Source organism: Streptomyces sp. Mut1 (assembly GCF_030719295.1).
Classification (GTDB): Bacteria; Actinomycetota; Actinomycetes; order Streptomycetales; family Streptomycetaceae; genus Streptomyces; species Streptomyces castrisilvae.
This window is the reverse complement of record NZ_CP120997.1, coordinates 6,251,218-6,267,028: the sequence shown is the minus strand read 5'-3', so window position 1 is coordinate 6,267,028 and position 15,811 is coordinate 6,251,218. Positions and strand designations below refer to the sequence as shown.

The following is a 15,811-nucleotide window of genomic DNA, read 5'->3' as shown; positions in this document are numbered from 1 at the left end:
CATGTCGACCACCACCGCTTCCGCGGCCGCAGGCGCCGCGCCCGTCGCGAAGAAGGCGGCCAAGCCGCCGAACCCGGCCCGCATACGGCGCCGCAGGCGGCTCGCCCAGTGGGGCTTCATCGCCCCCGCCGTCGTGTTCATGGCGCTCTTCTTCGGGTACCCGCTCGTCCGCAACATCGTGATGAGCTTCCAGGACTACTCGCCGTCCACGTTCTTCACGGGCGAGTCCCCGTTCAACGGGACGGACAACTGGAGCAACGTCTTCAACGACGAGCTCTTCGGCAAGGCCCTGTGGCACACCATCCTGTTCACGATCGGCTCCCTGATCGGGCAGTTCTGCATCGGCCTCGGCCTCGCCGTCTTCTTCAGCCGCCGCTTCCCCCTCAACGGCATCCTCCGGTCGCTGATCCTGCTGCCGTGGCTGGTGCCGATGGTCGTCTCGGGTGTCGTCTGGCGGCGCATCCTCGACCAGGACACCGGCGTCCTCAACTCGTTCCTCGGCACGATCGGCGCCGGCGGCGACACCCCGTGGCTGACCAGCACGAGCATGGCGCTGATCTCGGTGATCCTGGTGAACATCTGGATCGGCATCCCGTTCAACATGGTGATCCTCTACGGCGGTCTCCAGGAGGTCCCCAAGGAGCTGTACGAGGCCGCCTCGCTGGACGGCGCATCCGCCTGGCGGACGTTCCGCTCCATCACGCTGCCGATGCTGCGGCCGGTGATCACCGTGGTGCTGGTGCTCGGCTTCATGTCGACGGTGAAGATCCTCGACCTGATCCTCGCGCTCACCGACGGCGGTCCCGCCGACTCCACGCAGACCCTGGGCACCCTCACGTACCAGAACTCCTTCGTCCAGCTGGACTTCGGGGCCGGTGCCGTGGTCGGCAACATCCTGATCCTGATCTCCGCCGTCTTCGCGGTGTTCTACCTGCGGGCCAACCGCAACGAGGGGAAGTGACCGGCATGGCGAGCACTGTGCGTACCCCCGCCGCCCCCACCCGTCCCACCGGCCGGCCGAAGCGGCGCTGGGGCGCCATGGTCTTCGGCATCCTGGTGCTGTGCGTGATGCTGTTCCCGCTGTACTGGATGGTGAACACCGCGCTCCAGCCCGAGTCCGGGCTGCTGGAGGTCAGCCCCGTCCCGCACGGCCTGGACCTGTCCGGCTTCCGCTCGGCCCTCAGCGACCAGGGCGGCAACCTGCTGACCTCGCTGGCCGTGGCGCTCGGCGCGGTGGCCATCTGTCTGGCGATCTCGGCGCCCGCCGCCTACGGGCTGGCCCAGTTCAAGCTGCGCGGCACCAGGACCATCGTCTTCGGCACGCTCATCACCCAGATGGTGCCGGGCATCGTCATCGCCAACGCGCTGTACAGCGCGTACGTGGACCTCGGCCTGGTCAACTCGTACGCCGGTCTGATGCTGGCGGACGCCTCCCTCGGCATCCCCTTCGCGATCGTGCTGATGCGGTCGTTCATGGTCGCCATCCCGCGCGAGGTCATCGAGGCCGCCGAGGTCGACGGCGCCGGGCGCTTCCGTACGTTCGTGCGGGTCGTGCTCCCGATGAGCCGCAACTCCCTGATCACGGCGGGGCTGTTCTCGTTCCTGTACGCCTGGAGCGACTTCATGTTCGCGCTGACCCTGAACACCACGGACGACGTCAAGCCGATCACCCTGGGCATCTACCAGTACATCGGCGCCCACGTCGGCGACTGGGGTTCGGTGATGGCCGCGTCCGTGCTGTCCGCGATCCCCGCCGCGGTCCTGCTCGTGCTCTCCCAGAAGTACATCGCCGCCGGAATCACCGGCGGCTCGGTCAAGTAAGGGTTTCCATGACTGACTTCCCCGTGTTTCCGCCCGGCTTCGTCTTCGGCGCGGCCACGGCCTCCTACCAGATCGAGGGTGCCGCGCAGGAGGACGGCCGCGGCCCGTCGATCTGGGACACCTACAGCCACACCCCCGGGAAGACGGACGGCGGTGACACGGGCGACGTCGCCTGCGACCACTACCACCGCTACCGGGAGGACGTGGCACTCCTGCGCGAGCTGGGCGTCGGCTCGTACCGCTTCTCGATCGCCTGGTCCCGTGTCCAGCCGGACGGCTCCGGCGCGGTGAACCCCAAGGGTCTCGACTTCTACTCCCGGCTCGTCGACGAACTCCTCGAAGCGGGCATCGAGCCGGCCGCCACCCTCTACCACTGGGACCTGCCGCAGGCACTGGAGGACCGGGGCGGCTGGCGGGTACGGGAGACGGCCGAGCGGTTCGGCGAGTACACGGCGATCATGGCGGAGCACCTGGGCGACCGGGTGCCGCGCTGGATCACCCTGAACGAGCCGTGGTGCAGCGCGTTCCTCGGCTACTCGGTGGGCCGGCACGCACCGGGCGCGAAGGAGGGGCGCGGCGCACTGGCCGCCGCGCACCACCTGCTCGTCGGCCACGGCCTGGCGATGAAGGAGCTGCGGGCGGCGGGTGTCCGGGAGGCGGGCATCACCCTCAACCTGGACCGCAACGTCCCGGCCACCGGCTCGGACGCCGACCTGGCCGCGGTCCTCCGCGCGGACACCCAGCACAACCTGGTGTGGACCGAGCCGATCCTGGCCGGCCGCTACCCGGCGAGCGACGAGGAGACCTGGGGCGAGCTGATCACCGGGCAGGACTTCCGGCGCGAGGGCGATCTGGAGCTGATATCCCAGCCGCTGGACTTCCTCGGCATCAACTACTACCGCCCGATCGTGGTCGCCGACGCCCCGCACCGCGAGCCCGACCCGGCGCTGCGGGTCGCGACGGACAACCGGCTGCGCGAGACCTCGTACCCGGACGTGCGCACGACGGCGATGGGCTGGCCGGTCGTCCCGGAGTCCTTCACCGATCTGCTGACGGCGCTGAAGGAGACCTACGGGGACGCGCTGCCTCCGGTGCACATCACGGAGAACGGCTCGGCGGAGTACGACACCGTGGAGCCGGACGGGGCGGTGCGCGACGCGGACCGCGTCGAGTACCTGCGTACGCATCTGACGGCGCTGCGGGCGGCGATGGACGCGGGTGTCGATGTGCGGGGCTACTACGTGTGGTCGCTGCTGGACAACTTCGAGTGGGCGCTCGGGTACGCGAAGCGGTTCGGGATCATCCGGGTCGACTACGACACCCAGGAACGCACCCCGAAGGACAGCTACCGCTGGTATCAGGGGCTGATCGCCTCCCACCGGTCCTGACCCCGGAGGGAAGCGGGCACGACGACGCCCTGCCGGCCGCGGTCCGCGGCGGGCAGGGCGTCGTCGTACGGCCGCTCAGCCGCGCCGTCGCACCCACGCGGGGCTGACGAGGGCGATGAGGACGGCGGCGACACCGATCTGGAAGATGTGCCTGATCCAGTCGATACCCGCGGTGTCACGTACGCCGAAGGCGCTGGCGAGGGCGTTGCCGACGAGGGCACCGACGATGCCGAGGAGGATCGTCAGCCAGAGGGGGATGGGCTGGCGGCCGGGGACGACGAGCTTGGCCAGCAGGCCGATGACGAGTCCCGCGATGATGGCCCACAGAAATGACACGACAACTCCTCTTCTTCCGCTGTCCGACGGGTTTTCGGAAGCTACCGACCATCTGCCCCGCCCACGCGCGGGTACGCACTTCGGTACGAACGCGGGGGTCCGGGGCCGCGGCAACGTCCGCATACCGGGGCGAAGATGTAGCGTTGGCGTCATTTCGCCAAACCCTTGGACACGTGAGGGACTCGTGAAAGGATCACCCTCAATTCCGTGGCGTGTCCCCGTATCCCGCGGCTCGTCACGCCTCGTCCCACCATCCATGGAGAACACACGTGGCCAAGATCTCTGGCCGTCGGACCGGGCGGGCCGCCACCCGTCTCACCGCCGCCGCGATAACCGCCGCTCTGGTCGCCGCCGGCGCGTCCGCCGCCGTTGCCGCCGAGCCGGGCGACGCGCCGCTGTTCGCCCTCTCGGGCGTCGACAGCTCCGGCACCGCCTACACGTACGCGCCGCAGGGTGACGGCACCCTCTCGTCGCGCGTCAAGATCGACACCGGCTGGACGAACCTCAAGTTCGTCGGCCAGGTGGACAACAACGCGGACAACATCGCGGACGGCCGCTGGCAGCTCGGCACCTCGGGCAACATCTACTACTACGAGGGCAACTCCGCCGCGAAGAAGATCGGTTACGGCTGGGACATCTACAACACCCTGGTCTCGGTCGGTCAGTTCGGCGGCGCCGAGGGCGGCGACCTGCTCGCCCGCGACACCAAGGGCGACCTCTACCTCTACCTGGGCTACGGCGACGGCACGGTCACCAAGCGCCTGAAGGTCGGCTACGGCTGGGACATCTACACCGCGATCGCCGGCAACGGCGACCTGGACGGCGACGGCAAGAACGACCTCGTCGCCCGCGACAAGTCCGGCGTCCTGTGGCTGTACAAGGGCACCGGCAACCAGCACGACCCGTACGCCAAGCGCACCAAGATCGGCAGCGGCTGGAACCAGTACAACACCATCTTCGCCGCCGGCGACCTCACCATGGACGGCATCACGGACCTGGTCGCCCGCAACGCCAAGGGCGAGCTGTACCTGTACGCGGGCACCGGCAAGGCAGCGGCCCCGTACAAGCCCAAGGCCATCATCGGGACTTCCGGCTGGAACACGTACAACCTCTTCTTCTGATCGCGGCGACAACCACGCGGTTACAGACTCATGACGAAACGTGAAGGTTTCGCGCCCGAAATCGTGACACGATTCGGCTGAATCGGTGGCCCGCCGCCGTGCGGCGGGCCACGTCCCACTTCACGATCCATGGAGTACTTGTGGCCAAAACCACTGGCCGGCACTACACACGCACAGCCGCTCGCGCGGCAGCCGCGGCGCTCACCGCCGCCCTCGTCGCCACCGGCACCTCCGCGGTGGCCGCGGACGCCCCGCAGCCGTCGCTCGGCGCGGCGGCGGACCAGCCGGCGGCAGCTGTCTCGGCCGCCGCCGCCACCCCGTCGTTCGCGCTGTACGGCGTGAACTCCGCGGGCACGGCCTACTCCTACTCGCCGGACGGCAAGGGCGGCCTGAGCGCCCGCGAGGTCTCGGGTTCGGGCTGGGTCGGCGTCAGCGCCATGATGCAGGTCGACAACCAGGTCGACGGCAAGAGCGATGGTCTCTGGTTCCGTGAGACCAACGGGGACATGGGCTACCTGAAGTTCGACTCGTCGTCGGTCAAGATCGGCTACGGCTGGAACACCTACAACAAGATCGTCTCCCCCGGCCAGATCGGCGGAGCGGCAGCGGGCGACATCCTCGCCGTGGACACCAAGGGCGACCTCTACGTCTACCTCGGCTACGGCGACGGCACGGTCACCAAGCGCATCAAGGCCGGCTACGGCTGGAACATCTACAGCGAGATCGCCGGCAACGGCGACCTGAACGGCGACGGCAAGAACGACGTCGTCGCCCGCGACAAGTCCGGCGTCCTGTGGCTGTACAAGGGCACCGGCAACCAGAAGGCGCCGTTCGCCAAGCGCACCCAGATCGGCAGCGGCTGGAACCAGTACGACCGCCTCATCTCCACGGGTGACGTCGACCTGGACGGCCGCACCGACCTCATCGCCCGCAAGGGCGGCGAGCTGTACCTGTACAGCGGCACCGGCAACGCCGCGGCCCCGTACAAGGCCAAGAAGAAGATCGGCACGAGCGGCTGGAACAGCTACAAGTTCCTGTTCTGATCCGCACGGCAGCTCTTCCCGGAGCATGAGAGAGGGCCGCACCCCCGTCGCCGGGGATGCGGCCCTCTCGTCGTACTGCCGCTGATCCCTACTTGCGGATCAGGCTGCGGAGCACGTAATGCAGGATGCCGCCGTTGCGGTAGTAGTCCGCCTCGCCGGGGGTGTCGATGCGGACGACGCCGTCGAACTCCACGCCGGTGTCGGTGGTGACCTTGACCGTGCGGGGGGTCGTGCCGTCGTTCAGCTCGGTCACGCCGGTGAAGGAGAAGGTCTCCTCGCCGGTGAGGCCGAGGCTCTCGGCGGTCTGGCCCTCCGGGAACTGGAGCGGCAGGACGCCCATGCCGATGAGGTTCGAGCGGTGGATGCGCTCGTAGGACTCGGCGATGACGGCCTTGACGCCGAGGAGCGCGGTGCCCTTGGCCGCCCAGTCGCGGGACGAGCCGGAGCCGTACTCCTTGCCGGCCAGGATGACCAGCGGGGTGCCGGCGGCCTGGTAGTTCTGCGAGGCGTCGTAGATGAACGACACGGGGCCGTCGGCCTGGGTGAAGTCGCGGGTGTAGCCGCCCTCGGTGCCCGGCGCGATCTGGTTGCGCAGGCGGATGTTGGCGAACGTGCCGCGGATCATGACCTCGTGGTTACCACGGCGCGAGCCGTAGGAGTTGAAGTCGCGGCGCTCGATGCCGTGCTCCGTGAGGTACTTGCCGGCCGGGGTGTCGGCCTTGATCGCACCGGCCGGGGAGATGTGGTCGGTGGTGACCGAGTCGCCCAGCTTGGCCAGGACCCGGGCGCCGGTGATGTCCTCGACCGGCGAGGTCTCCATGGTCATGCCCTCGAAGTACGGGGGCTTGCGCACGTAGGTGGACTCGGAGTCCCACTCGAAGGTGTCGCCGGTCGGGATCGACAGCGCCTGCCACTGGGCGTCGCCCGCGAAGACGTCCTGGTAGGACTTGTTGAACATGTCCTCGCCGATGGCGTTCGCCACGACGTCGTTGACCTCGGCCTCGGAGGGCCAGATGTCGGAGAGGTGGACCGGCTTGCCGTCCTGGTCGACGCCGAGGGCGTCCTTGGTGATGTCGATCTTCATCGAACCGGCGAGGGCGTACGCGACGACCAGCGGCGGGGACGCCAGGTAGTTCATCTTGACGTCCGGGTTGATCCGGCCCTCGAAGTTGCGGTTGCCGGAGAGCACCGAGGTCACGGCCAGGTCGTGCTCGTTGACCGCCTTGGAGACCTCCTCCGGCAGCGGGCCGGAGTTGCCGATGCAGGTGGTGCAGCCGTAGCCGACGAGGTTGAAGCCGACCTTGTCGAGGTACGGGGTCAGGCCCGCCTTGTCGAAGTAGTCGGTGACGACCTTCGAGCCCGGGGCGAGGGTGGTCTTGACCCACGGCTTGCGGGTCAGGCCCTTCTCGACCGCCTTCTTCGCCACGAGCGCCGCGGCGACCATGACGTACGGGTTCGAGGTGTTGGTGCAGGAGGTGATCGCGGCGACGGTGACGGCGCCGTGGTCCAGCTCGTACGTGGTGCCGTCGGGGGCGGTGACGGGGACCGGGTTCGTCGGGCCCGCGGCGCCGATGGCCGGGGAGTCGGAGGCCGGGAAGGACTCCTTGCCCGCCTCGTCCACGCAGTCCACGTAGTTGCGGACGTCCTGGGCGAACTGCGCCTTGGCGTTGGCGAGGATGATGCGGTCCTGCGGGCGCTTCGGGCCGGCGATGGAGGGGACGACCGTGGAGAGGTCCAGCTCCAGCTTCTCCGAGAAGTCCGGCTCGGCGGCCGGGTCCAGCCAGAGGCCCTGCTCCTTGGCGTACGCCTCGACCAGCGCGACCTGCTGCGCGTCACGGCCGGTCAGGCGCAGGTACTTCAGCGTCTCGTCGTCGATCGGGAAGATCGCGGCGGTGGAGCCGAACTCCGGCGACATGTTGCCGATGGTGGCGCGGTTGGCGAGCGAGGTGGCGGCGACGCCCTCGCCGTAGAACTCCACGAACTTGCCGACGACACCGTGCTGGCGGAGCATCTCGGTGATGGTCAGCACGAGGTCGGTGGCGGTGGTGCCGGCCGGCAGCTCGCCGGTCAGCTTGAAGCCGACGACGCGCGGGATGAGCATGGAGACCGGCTGGCCGAGCATCGCGGCCTCGGCCTCGATGCCGCCGACGCCCCAGCCCAGCACCCCGAGGCCGTTGACCATGGTGGTGTGCGAGTCGGTGCCGACGAGGGTGTCGGGGTACGCCTGGCCGTTGCGGACCATGACCGTGCGGGCCAGGTGCTCGATGTTGACCTGGTGGACGATGCCGGTGCCCGGGGGGACGACCTTGAACTCGTCGAAGGCGGTCTGGCCCCAGCGCAGGAACTGGTAGCGCTCCTTGTTGCGGCCGTACTCCAGCTCGACGTTCTGCGCGAACGCCTCGTTGGTGCCGAACTTGTCGGCGATGACGGAGTGGTCGATGACCAGCTCGGCCGGGGCCAGCGGGTTGATCTTCGCCGGGTCGCCGCCCAGCTCCTTGACGGCCTCACGCATGGTGGCGAGGTCCACCACGCACGGCACACCGGTGAAGTCCTGCATGATCACACGAGCCGGCGTGAACTGGATCTCCTGGCTGGGCTGCGCCTGGGAGTCCCAGCCGCCGATGGCCCGGATGTGATCGGCGGTGATGTTCGCGCCGTCCTCCGTGCGGAGCAGGTTCTCCAGCAGCACCTTCAGGCTGTAAGGGAGGCGGGCGGAGCCCTCGACCTTGTCCAGCTTGAAGATCTCGTACGACTCGTCGCCCACGCGCAGCGTGCTGCGGGCGTCGAAGCTGTTCGCCGACACGACAGTCTCCTTCATCAATGTGCGCGTAACTCCGCGCCGCGCCTCACCAGGGCGGGCGCCGCGTGGTGCCGCCTCGGACCACCGGGCCATCCGCTAAGGTAAGGATTAGTTAGGTAACCCTTACCGCGTGCGGCCCGCTGTGCGCCTTCGGCATATATCTCGATGTCGAGATAACTCTAGTACATGACCGCTGACGGGTCATGTCCGGGCGCCCTGGTGCGCCGCGCATCCGGGTACGGCACCAGCGCTCCCCTGCGCTTTCGCCCGCCGCACGGACACTCGGATGGCCCTACAGAGAGGTGCGTCGGCGAAGCCGCTCCTTCGTCTCCTCGGGCAGCGCGTCGGCGACGGCGAGCAGCGGGAACAGTTCCGGCTCCAGGGTCATCGCCCGGAACGACATCGCGACGGTCACCTCATGGGCGGGCCGGTGCACGATCTCCAGCGGGTCGCCGCCGCGGATCTCGCCGGGTTCGATCACGCGCAGATACGCACCCGGCAGGGCAGCCCGCGTGAACCGCTTGAGCCATCCCTCCCGCGCCAGCCACCCCTGGAACGTCGCACACGGAATCCGCGGACACGACACCTCCAGGACGACGTCCGGCCCGATCCGCCACCGCTCACCGATCAGCGCCCCGTTCACCTCCACCCCGAGAGTGGTCAGGTTCTCGCCGAACACCCCGCCCGTGAGCGGCCGGCCGAATTCACCCTCCCAGCCGTCGAGATCCTCGCGCGCGTACGCGTAGACGGCCTGGTCGGTGCCACCGTGATGCTTCACGTCGTAGGCCCGGTCACCGGCCAGCCCGACGGCTCCGGTGCCCTTGGGCCCGGGAGCCGTCACCGCGACCGGACCGTCGACCGGCCGCTTGTCGATGCCGGTCGCGCTCAGCCCCTTCCACGGATTGGGGCGGGGACGGCCGATGTTGACGGAGAGCACCTTCATGCCGTGGGACTTCATGGAGCGGGACCCTATGAGCCACACCGGCCGGGGTCGACAGGATTTCCGCCGGCCCCGGCTCGCGGCACCCCCTCCCCAACCCCTCCGCGCCTCCTCCGCGCCCACCTCCCCAACCGCCTCCGCGCCCCCATCCGGCACTCCGCCACACCCACCTCTCACCCGAACGGCACACCCCCACCCGAGTGCCATCTCATATCTGAGATAGCCTGCCGACATGTCAGATGACTACCTCGTACGTATCGGCAAGCTCATCCGTGACGCCCGTCAGCACCGGGGCTGGACACAGAGCCAGCTTGCCGAGGCGCTCGGAACCAGCCAGAGCGCCGTGAACCGCATCGAGCGCGGCAATCAAAACATCAGCCTTGAGATGATCGCCCGCATCGGTGAAGCACTCGACAGCGAAATCGTGTCGCTCGGCTACGCCGGCCCCATGCATCTGCGCGTGGTCGGAGGACGACGGCTCTCCGGGTCCATCGACGTCAAGACGAGTAAGAACGCCTGCGTGGCGCTGCTCTGCGCCTCACTGCTCAACAAGGGCCGTACGGTGCTGCGCCGGGTGGCCCGCATCGAGGAGGTCTACCGCCTCCTCGAAGTGCTCAACTCCATCGGCGTGCGCGCCCGCTGGATCAACGACGGCACCGACCTGGAGATCGTCCCGCCGGCCCGGCTCGACATGGACGCCATCGACGCCGACGCCGCCCGCCGCACGCGCTCCATCATCATGTTCCTCGGCCCGCTGCTGCACCGCATGGACGCGTTCAAGCTGCCGTACGCGGGCGGCTGCGACCTCGGTACGCGGACGATCGAGCCGCACATGATCGCGCTGCGCCGCTTCGGCCTGGACATCGCCGCGACCGAGGGCATCTACCACGCCCGGGTCGACCACTCCGTCACGCCCGGCCGCCCCATCGTGCTGACCGAGCGCGGCGACACCGTGACCGAGAACGCCCTGCTGGCCGCCGCCCGTCACGACGGCACCACGGTCATCCGCAACGCCTCCTCCAACTACATGGTCCAGGACCTGTGCTTCTTCCTGGAGGCGCTGGGCGTACGGGTGGAGGGCGTCGGCACGACGACGCTCACCGTCCACGGCCTGCCCTCCATCGACGTGGACGTGGACTACTCCCCGTCCGAGGACCCGGTCGAGGCGATGAGCCTGCTGGCCGCCGCCGTCGTCACGGAGTCGGAGCTGACGATCCGCCGGGTGCCGATCGAGTTCCTGGAGATCGAACTGGCGGTCCTGGAGGAGATGGGCGTCGACTGCGACCGCACCCCGGAGTACGCGGCGGACAACGGCCGCACCCGCCTGGTCGACCTGACGGTCCGCCCCTCCAAACTGGAGGCGCCGATCGACAAGATCCACCCGATGCCGTTCCCCGGCCTCAACATCGACAACGTCCCGTTCTTCGCGGCCATCGCGGCCTCGGCGCACGGCCAGACCCTGATCCACGACTGGGTCTACGACAACCGCGCCATCTACCTCACCGACCTCAACCGCCTGGGCGGCCGCCTCCAGCTCCTGGACCCCCACCGCGTCCTGGTCGAGGGCCCGACCCGCTGGCGCGCCGCCGAAATGATGTGCCCCCCGGCCCTGCGCCCGGCGGTGGTGGTCCTGCTCGCCATGATGGCGGCGGAGGGCACGTCGGTCCTGCGCAACGTGTACGTGATCAACCGGGGCTACGAGGAGCTGGCGGAGCGGCTGAACTCGGTGGGGGCGCAGATCGAGATCTTCCGGGATATCTGAGGGGCGGGGGCTGCCGCGCGCTGCCCAGCGGGCCAGGGGCGCGCGGCGGTCGGCCAGGACTCGGCGCGATTGCGGGTCGGCGCCGTGAGCCTTTCGGCCACTGCCGCTCTCCGGACGCCATAATGGACGCATGCCCACCGACCCACAGTCCCCCGCGTCGACGCCCAGCAGGCTCGCGGGCGCGGACGCCGAGGATCTCGCCCTGTACCGGGAGAAGTTCCGGCGACGTCTGCCCGAGACGCTGGACGAGTTGCACGGCCCGGTGCGGGGGGTCGTGCAGTTGCCGTCGCATGTGGCCTGGTCGGGGATGACCTCGTACGACATGGGCAAGCCCCGCCAACGCATGGGGCTGTACCGCACGGTCCTGCACGAGGGTCTGCGCGACGACCTCGCGAAGTACATCAACCGGGATCTGCTCCTTCAGATGTGGCCGGTACTCCGCACCCTCGTCGGCCGCACCGTGCGCTCCGTATGGGAAGACTCCTTCCCTCAGCTCGCGTCCCGCGCCCGGACAGCCGCGTGACGGACATGCCGGAGCTGCACACTCGGCTTCTGGCGGACGTGATCGCGCTGGGCTCTCCGTATCCGCTCGTCCTCACCGGCGGATACGCCGTCCGGGCACACCGCCTGGTGAGCCGGCCGAGCCAGGACCTCGATGTCGCCACCGAGAATCCGGCGCCCATGGCCGCGATCGCGACCACGCTGTGTGCCGGCCTGGAATCCCGGGGCTGGCAGGTGCAGGCGCTTGAGACCGCCCCGTTGTCCGCCCGCTTCACGGTGACCGACCCTGCGACCGGTCAGGATTGCGAGGTCGACATCCTCAAGGAGATCTTTTCGCGGCCGGTATCGCAGAGCCGGTACGGGCCCGTCCTCGCTGAGGAGGACGTGATCGGGACGAAGGTCCGTGCCCTCGGCGACCGGGGGGCGCCGCGCGATCTGATCGACGTGTTCGCGGCCTCCCGCCGCTGGTCCAACGCGGATCTTGAGGACTTCGGCCGGCGCCACGCCCGTGGCCGCTTCGAGCGCGAGGACCTGCAGGCGAATCTCACTGGCGCGGAGTGGACCGACGACGAGGCCTTCGCCGCGTACGGACTCGATGACGCCACCATCACCGCTCTTCGTACCTGGGCCCTGGAGTGGGCCGATGACCTCGCGGCGCGCCTGCTCGAAGAGGCAGACGATCCGGACGTCAACTGACCACGAGGGGTCGAGGACCGCCAGGACAAACCGCCCTGACGGCCCCGACGCGGCCTTGGGATCGTTGGAGCTCAGGATTCCTTCAGGGCCGCAGCCATTGCCTGCAGCTCAGCCACTACGGCCGTGCTCTGAAAAATGGTCTGAAAGGACTGGATGATACGGCGGCTCGGGCTGCGCAGATTACGGCTGGCGACGCCCAGCGCATTGATCAGCGCCATCCCTTCCTGGAAGGAAGCAGCTGTACTCTGCACGTCCCAATCAGCTGTCGCCACCTGGTCCAACAGCTCCTCTGCGTCGTCCGGCCATTCGGAACGCGGCGTGCTGGACGCCCATTCCAGGAATGCCTTGAATGCGGCGAAGCTGACCCCCATACGCTCCGCGAAGCGCTCGGCCGCAACCTCCAAGTCCTCTACCGGCCCATCAATGGCCTTGGCCAACCGGTTCAAGACAGCCATCCTGGCGCTCATCGACGCTCCGGGATGGCTGACACGAGCCATGTCCTCCATGACTACTCCAGTCACCTCACCAAGGTCGGTGATGGCAGCTTCCACGTCTGCCACGTTGCTACCAAGTGCTTCCATCTGGCTCTCGGCTTCGACAATGAGATCGAAAAGTCCGGGACCATCCCCGGTGTCTTCCTCTGTCACCCCCGGACTGTGCCGGGCAACCGCCGTCGTCGGCAGTGCGGAGGCAGCTCTTGCGCGCTGCGTCTCCTCCGCCAGTACATCGATCAGTTGCTGGCGAGCGCTGTCGGCATCACCGCGAAGCGAAGACACCGACATACGGTGCATCGTTCCAAAGCCCGCGAAGTGGCTGGTTCCGTCCACGACATGAACCGTGCGCCGACCGAGAGCGTGGCGCATCCCCAGCCCGAAGGAGAGCTCCGCATCCGGCCCGTCGAGAGTCGCAATGACGACATCCGCCTCGGCGAACAACCGCAGCACCTGGTCCCTGGGCAGGCCTGCCCCCGCGAGTTCATCCGCTCGCAGGAATGTCAGGCCGAGCCGTTCGCACGCAGGCCGCACGATTTCCTCGTACAGAGCGGTAGGCCGGTATTGAGCCTCTGAGAGGGAGTCGCCGTAGGAGTGAGGGTGATCGACGTCCCGCAAATGGCGAGGCAGGTAGGCATGAACAGACTCCTTCGCAAGTTGTTTCAGGGGCCGTGCCGGCATTCGCGAATGCCGGCACGGCGAGGGTGAGGTCAGTCTTCGAAGAGAGTGAGCGCAACCCCGTCAGCGAAGACCGGGCGCTCCTCAATGCCCAGAACACTGAGAAGAACCACGGTTCGCACTCGGTGGTGCCAGCCAATTCGAACTGTGGGACACGGGAACGTCTTCTGAGCGACCAGCCGCTAGGCGGTTCACCAGCACATGCCGAAGTGCCAAGCCCCGGGTTTCGTGGAGAGTGAGTTACTGAGATTGAACTGGTGGTGTCGTAGGGGGTGACGTCTGGCCGATGGCTGCGGTATCACCGGAGGTATGCGGTATCCACAAGGGGGCGGGCTGACCGCCGAACGGCAGCAGTCCCGCGAGGAGTTACGGCTCCGGGCAGCAGAGCGGTTCGCTCGGGGCGAGGGCAGTACGGCGATTGCCAGGGATCTTCGGGTCAGTGTGCGCTCGGTCCAGCGATGGCGTCATGCGTGGGCCGGGGGCGGTCCGCGGTCCCTGCGGTCGCAGGGTCCAGCGTCGCTGCCGAGGCTGAACGAGAAGCAGTTCGCTCAGCTTGAGGCGGAATTGGCCAAGGGGCCGGCCGCGCATGGCTGGGAGGACCAGCGCTGGACTCTGGGCCGTGTGAAGACGGTGATCGGCCGTCGTTTCCATCTCACGTACACGATCCAGGGCGTACGCAAGCTGTTGGTGCGTAACGGCTGGTCGTGCCAGGTCCCGGCCCGCCGCGCCATGGAGAGAGACGACGATGCGGTGGCCGGGTGGGTCAAGGAGGTGTGGCCCTGCGCGGAAGGCTAGCGGCGGCCCGTGGAGCCTGGCTGGTCTTCGAGGACGAAGCGGGCTTCTCCATGACGCCGTCGCAGGCGAAGACCTGGTCCCGGCGCGGCCGGACTCGGGTGGTGCGAGTCCGAGGCCGTTCTCGCAGACGGATATCGATCGCCGCGCTGACCTGCTACAAACCCGACCATCGGTCCAGGCTGATTTACCGGCTCCGTCGCGACGACGGCGACCGTGACGGTCGCAAGAGCTTCTCCTGGCGCGACTACCGGGACCTGCTGATCGCAGCCCACCAGCAGCTCGACGGCCCGATCGTACTCATCTGGGACAACCTCAACGTGCGCAAGGCCGCCGGCCTGCGGGAGTTCGCCGAGGCCCGGGACTGGCTGACCATCTACTACCTGCCGCCCTATGCCCCCGACCTCAACCCCGTCGAAGGGATCTGGTCGCTCCTGCGACGCGGCCGGCTCTCCAACGTCGCCTTCAGCACCCCCGAACACCTCGCCCAGACCGTCCGGCGCGGCCTACGGCACATCCAGTACCGCAGCCACCTCCTCGACGGCTGCCTCACCGAGACGGGCCTGACCATCCGACCCACCTGAGCAACGACACGACATCACGAGTTCAACCTCAGTAGCTGTACTTCCTGCGGTTGCCAATGAGGACACCACCCTCGCTCACCCGCCCAGCTTTTAGAGCCGCTTCCTTGACTTCTTGATCTGTCATTTCTGGCACCATCGCATGTGCCTCGTGAAGACCATCCCCGTCTCCCACATCCAAAAGCTTCAGAAAACAAGTCAACGCCTGCACCCGGTCCACGTCACCCCCAATTCCGTCACGACACATCATACCCAAATTCATTAGCGCGCGATACGAGCCCTGCCCAACGGCCAAACTCAAGACTTTCCTAGCCTCAAAGTAATCATTCTCCGCGAGCGCAATTTCTCCCAACTGCCGCGAAGCCGCATCCATCCCGGCATCCGACGCTTCCCGCAAAAGCCTGACAGCCCTTTCCTCATCTCTGGTTGCATCATCGCCGCGAAGCAATACTCCAGCCAGGTTGAACTTAGCCGCCCGATCCCCCGATTCCGCGGCAGCCTCAAAAAGCTTCACCGCCTTCCGCTTGTCCTTCTGCACACCAAGACCTTCGAACAACATAAAGGCCAGACCGCGTTGAGCCGAGGCGTTGCCCGATTCAGCGGCTGCACGCAAGTAGTAATACGCAGTCCCATAGTCCTTAAGGTATTCAAGAGCGATGCCGCCAATCAATTCCTGAAATTCAGAATCACCCGAGTCTGCCGCACGCTGAAGCTCCGGAATCATGCGGCGCATTTCATTTGCAGCGGCAGCACTCCCTTTCCTCATTCCATCCAGCACGCGACGCGCGACTAGGAGAAGATTCTCCAATTCAACCACTTTCATCACCATATTTCTGCAATATACAAGCGGGGTGCACCCGA

At 67.7% G+C, this 15,811-nt stretch carries 14 protein-coding genes; 9 read left to right on the top strand and 5 right to left on the bottom strand.

Features of this window, described 5'->3' with window-relative positions; translation table 11 throughout:
- The first annotated feature begins 1 nt into the window (after position 1).
- The 3 genes from P8A18_RS27305 to P8A18_RS27295 are packed head-to-tail and all read left to right on the top strand — an operon-like array spanning position 2 to position 3,209.
- The gene (locus P8A18_RS27305; protein WP_306058638.1) at positions 2–961 is read left to right on the top strand and encodes a carbohydrate ABC transporter permease; all 960 of its coding nucleotides are present in this window, start codon (positions 2–4) and stop codon (positions 959–961) included.
- Positions 962–966: 5 nt separating this feature from the next.
- Positions 967–1,821 (top strand): carbohydrate ABC transporter permease, encoded by an 855-nt coding sequence (locus P8A18_RS27300; protein WP_306058636.1) that lies wholly within the window; start codon positions 967–969, stop codon positions 1,819–1,821.
- Positions 1,822–1,829: 8 nt separating this feature from the next.
- The gene (locus P8A18_RS27295) at positions 1,830–3,209 is read left to right on the top strand and encodes a GH1 family beta-glucosidase (protein WP_306058634.1); all 1,380 of its coding nucleotides are present in this window, start codon (positions 1,830–1,832) and stop codon (positions 3,207–3,209) included.
- A 75-nt stretch (positions 3,210–3,284) separates the two neighbouring features.
- Here P8A18_RS27295 and P8A18_RS27290 read toward each other — a convergent pair whose 3' ends face one another.
- Positions 3,285–3,545, bottom strand: a complete 261-nt coding sequence (locus P8A18_RS27290) for a GlsB/YeaQ/YmgE family stress response membrane protein (protein WP_306058632.1) — start codon at positions 3,543–3,545, stop codon at positions 3,285–3,287.
- Positions 3,546–3,814: 269 nt separating this feature from the next.
- Here P8A18_RS27290 and P8A18_RS27285 point away from each other — a divergent pair, with 269 nt between their 5' ends.
- Positions 3,815–4,666 (top strand): FG-GAP-like repeat-containing protein, encoded by an 852-nt coding sequence (locus tag P8A18_RS27285; RefSeq protein ID WP_306058630.1) that lies wholly within the window; start codon positions 3,815–3,817, stop codon positions 4,664–4,666.
- 140 nt (positions 4,667–4,806) lie between these two features.
- Positions 4,807–5,709, top strand: a complete 903-nt coding sequence (locus P8A18_RS27280) for an FG-GAP repeat domain-containing protein (RefSeq protein ID WP_306058628.1) — start codon at positions 4,807–4,809, stop codon at positions 5,707–5,709.
- Between the two features lie 88 nt (positions 5,710–5,797).
- Here P8A18_RS27280 and acnA read toward each other — a convergent pair whose 3' ends face one another.
- Both acnA and P8A18_RS27270 read right to left on the bottom strand, forming a co-directional pair.
- Positions 5,798–8,512, bottom strand: coding sequence for an aconitate hydratase AcnA (gene acnA, locus P8A18_RS27275; protein ID WP_306058626.1), 2,715 nt, complete (start codon positions 8,510–8,512; stop codon positions 5,798–5,800).
- A gap of 289 nt (positions 8,513–8,801) precedes the next feature.
- Positions 8,802–9,467: an MOSC domain-containing protein gene (locus tag P8A18_RS27270; RefSeq protein WP_371933720.1), complete on the bottom strand. Its 666-nt coding sequence runs from the start codon at positions 9,465–9,467 to the stop codon at positions 8,802–8,804.
- 214 nt (positions 9,468–9,681) lie between these two features.
- Here P8A18_RS27270 and P8A18_RS27265 point away from each other — a divergent pair, with 214 nt between their 5' ends.
- From P8A18_RS27265 to P8A18_RS27255, 3 genes are all read left to right on the top strand, one after another.
- Positions 9,682–11,211 carry a helix-turn-helix domain-containing protein gene (locus tag P8A18_RS27265; protein WP_306058624.1) on the top strand — a complete coding sequence of 510 codons (1,530 nt, stop codon included), beginning with the start codon at positions 9,682–9,684 and terminating at the stop codon, positions 11,209–11,211.
- Positions 11,212–11,341: 130 nt separating this feature from the next.
- Positions 11,342–11,734 carry a hypothetical protein gene (locus tag P8A18_RS27260; protein ID WP_306058622.1) on the top strand — a complete coding sequence of 131 codons (393 nt, stop codon included), beginning with the start codon at positions 11,342–11,344 and terminating at the stop codon, positions 11,732–11,734.
- 5 nt (positions 11,735–11,739) lie between these two features.
- Positions 11,740–12,408, top strand: coding sequence for a nucleotidyl transferase AbiEii/AbiGii toxin family protein (locus P8A18_RS27255; RefSeq protein WP_306058619.1), 669 nt, complete (start codon positions 11,740–11,742; stop codon positions 12,406–12,408).
- Positions 12,409–12,479: 71 nt separating this feature from the next.
- Here the strand turns inward: P8A18_RS27255 and P8A18_RS27250 are convergent, their stop codons facing one another.
- The gene (locus P8A18_RS27250; RefSeq protein WP_306058617.1) at positions 12,480–13,433 is read right to left on the bottom strand and encodes a hypothetical protein; all 954 of its coding nucleotides are present in this window, start codon (positions 13,431–13,433) and stop codon (positions 12,480–12,482) included.
- 453 nt (positions 13,434–13,886) lie between these two features.
- Here P8A18_RS27250 and P8A18_RS34460 point away from each other — a divergent pair.
- A protein-coding gene (locus P8A18_RS34460; protein WP_445978199.1) for an IS630 family transposase occupies positions 13,887–14,953 on the top strand; the annotation gives its coding sequence in 2 pieces (ribosomal slippage) (positions 13,887–14,330 and positions 14,333–14,953; 1,065 coding nt in all).
- Between the two features lie 28 nt (positions 14,954–14,981).
- Here P8A18_RS34460 and P8A18_RS27235 read toward each other — a convergent pair.
- Positions 14,982–15,779: a tetratricopeptide repeat protein gene (locus tag P8A18_RS27235; RefSeq protein WP_306058613.1), complete on the bottom strand. Its 798-nt coding sequence runs from the start codon at positions 15,777–15,779 to the stop codon at positions 14,982–14,984.
- Positions 15,780–15,811: the final 32 nt, after the last annotated feature.

Coding starts and splice junctions, on each gene's coding strand:
- P8A18_RS27295 (WP_306058634.1), top strand. CDS start 1,830: ATGACTGACTTCCCCGTGTTTCCGCCCGGCTTCGTCTTCGGCGCGGCC.
- P8A18_RS27260 (WP_306058622.1), top strand. CDS start 11,342: ATGCCCACCGACCCACAGTCCCCCGCGTCGACGCCCAGCAGGCTCGCG.
- P8A18_RS27305 (WP_306058638.1), top strand. CDS start 2: ATGTCGACCACCACCGCTTCCGCGGCCGCAGGCGCCGCGCCCGTCGCG.
- P8A18_RS27265 (WP_306058624.1), top strand. CDS start 9,682: ATGTCAGATGACTACCTCGTACGTATCGGCAAGCTCATCCGTGACGCC.
- P8A18_RS27255 (WP_306058619.1), top strand. CDS start 11,740: ATGCCGGAGCTGCACACTCGGCTTCTGGCGGACGTGATCGCGCTGGGC.
- P8A18_RS27235 (WP_306058613.1), bottom strand. CDS start 15,779: ATGGTGATGAAAGTGGTTGAATTGGAGAATCTTCTCCTAGTCGCGCGT.
- P8A18_RS27300 (WP_306058636.1), top strand. CDS start 967: ATGGCGAGCACTGTGCGTACCCCCGCCGCCCCCACCCGTCCCACCGGC.
- P8A18_RS27270 (WP_371933720.1), bottom strand. CDS start 9,467: ATGAAGTCCCACGGCATGAAGGTGCTCTCCGTCAACATCGGCCGTCCC.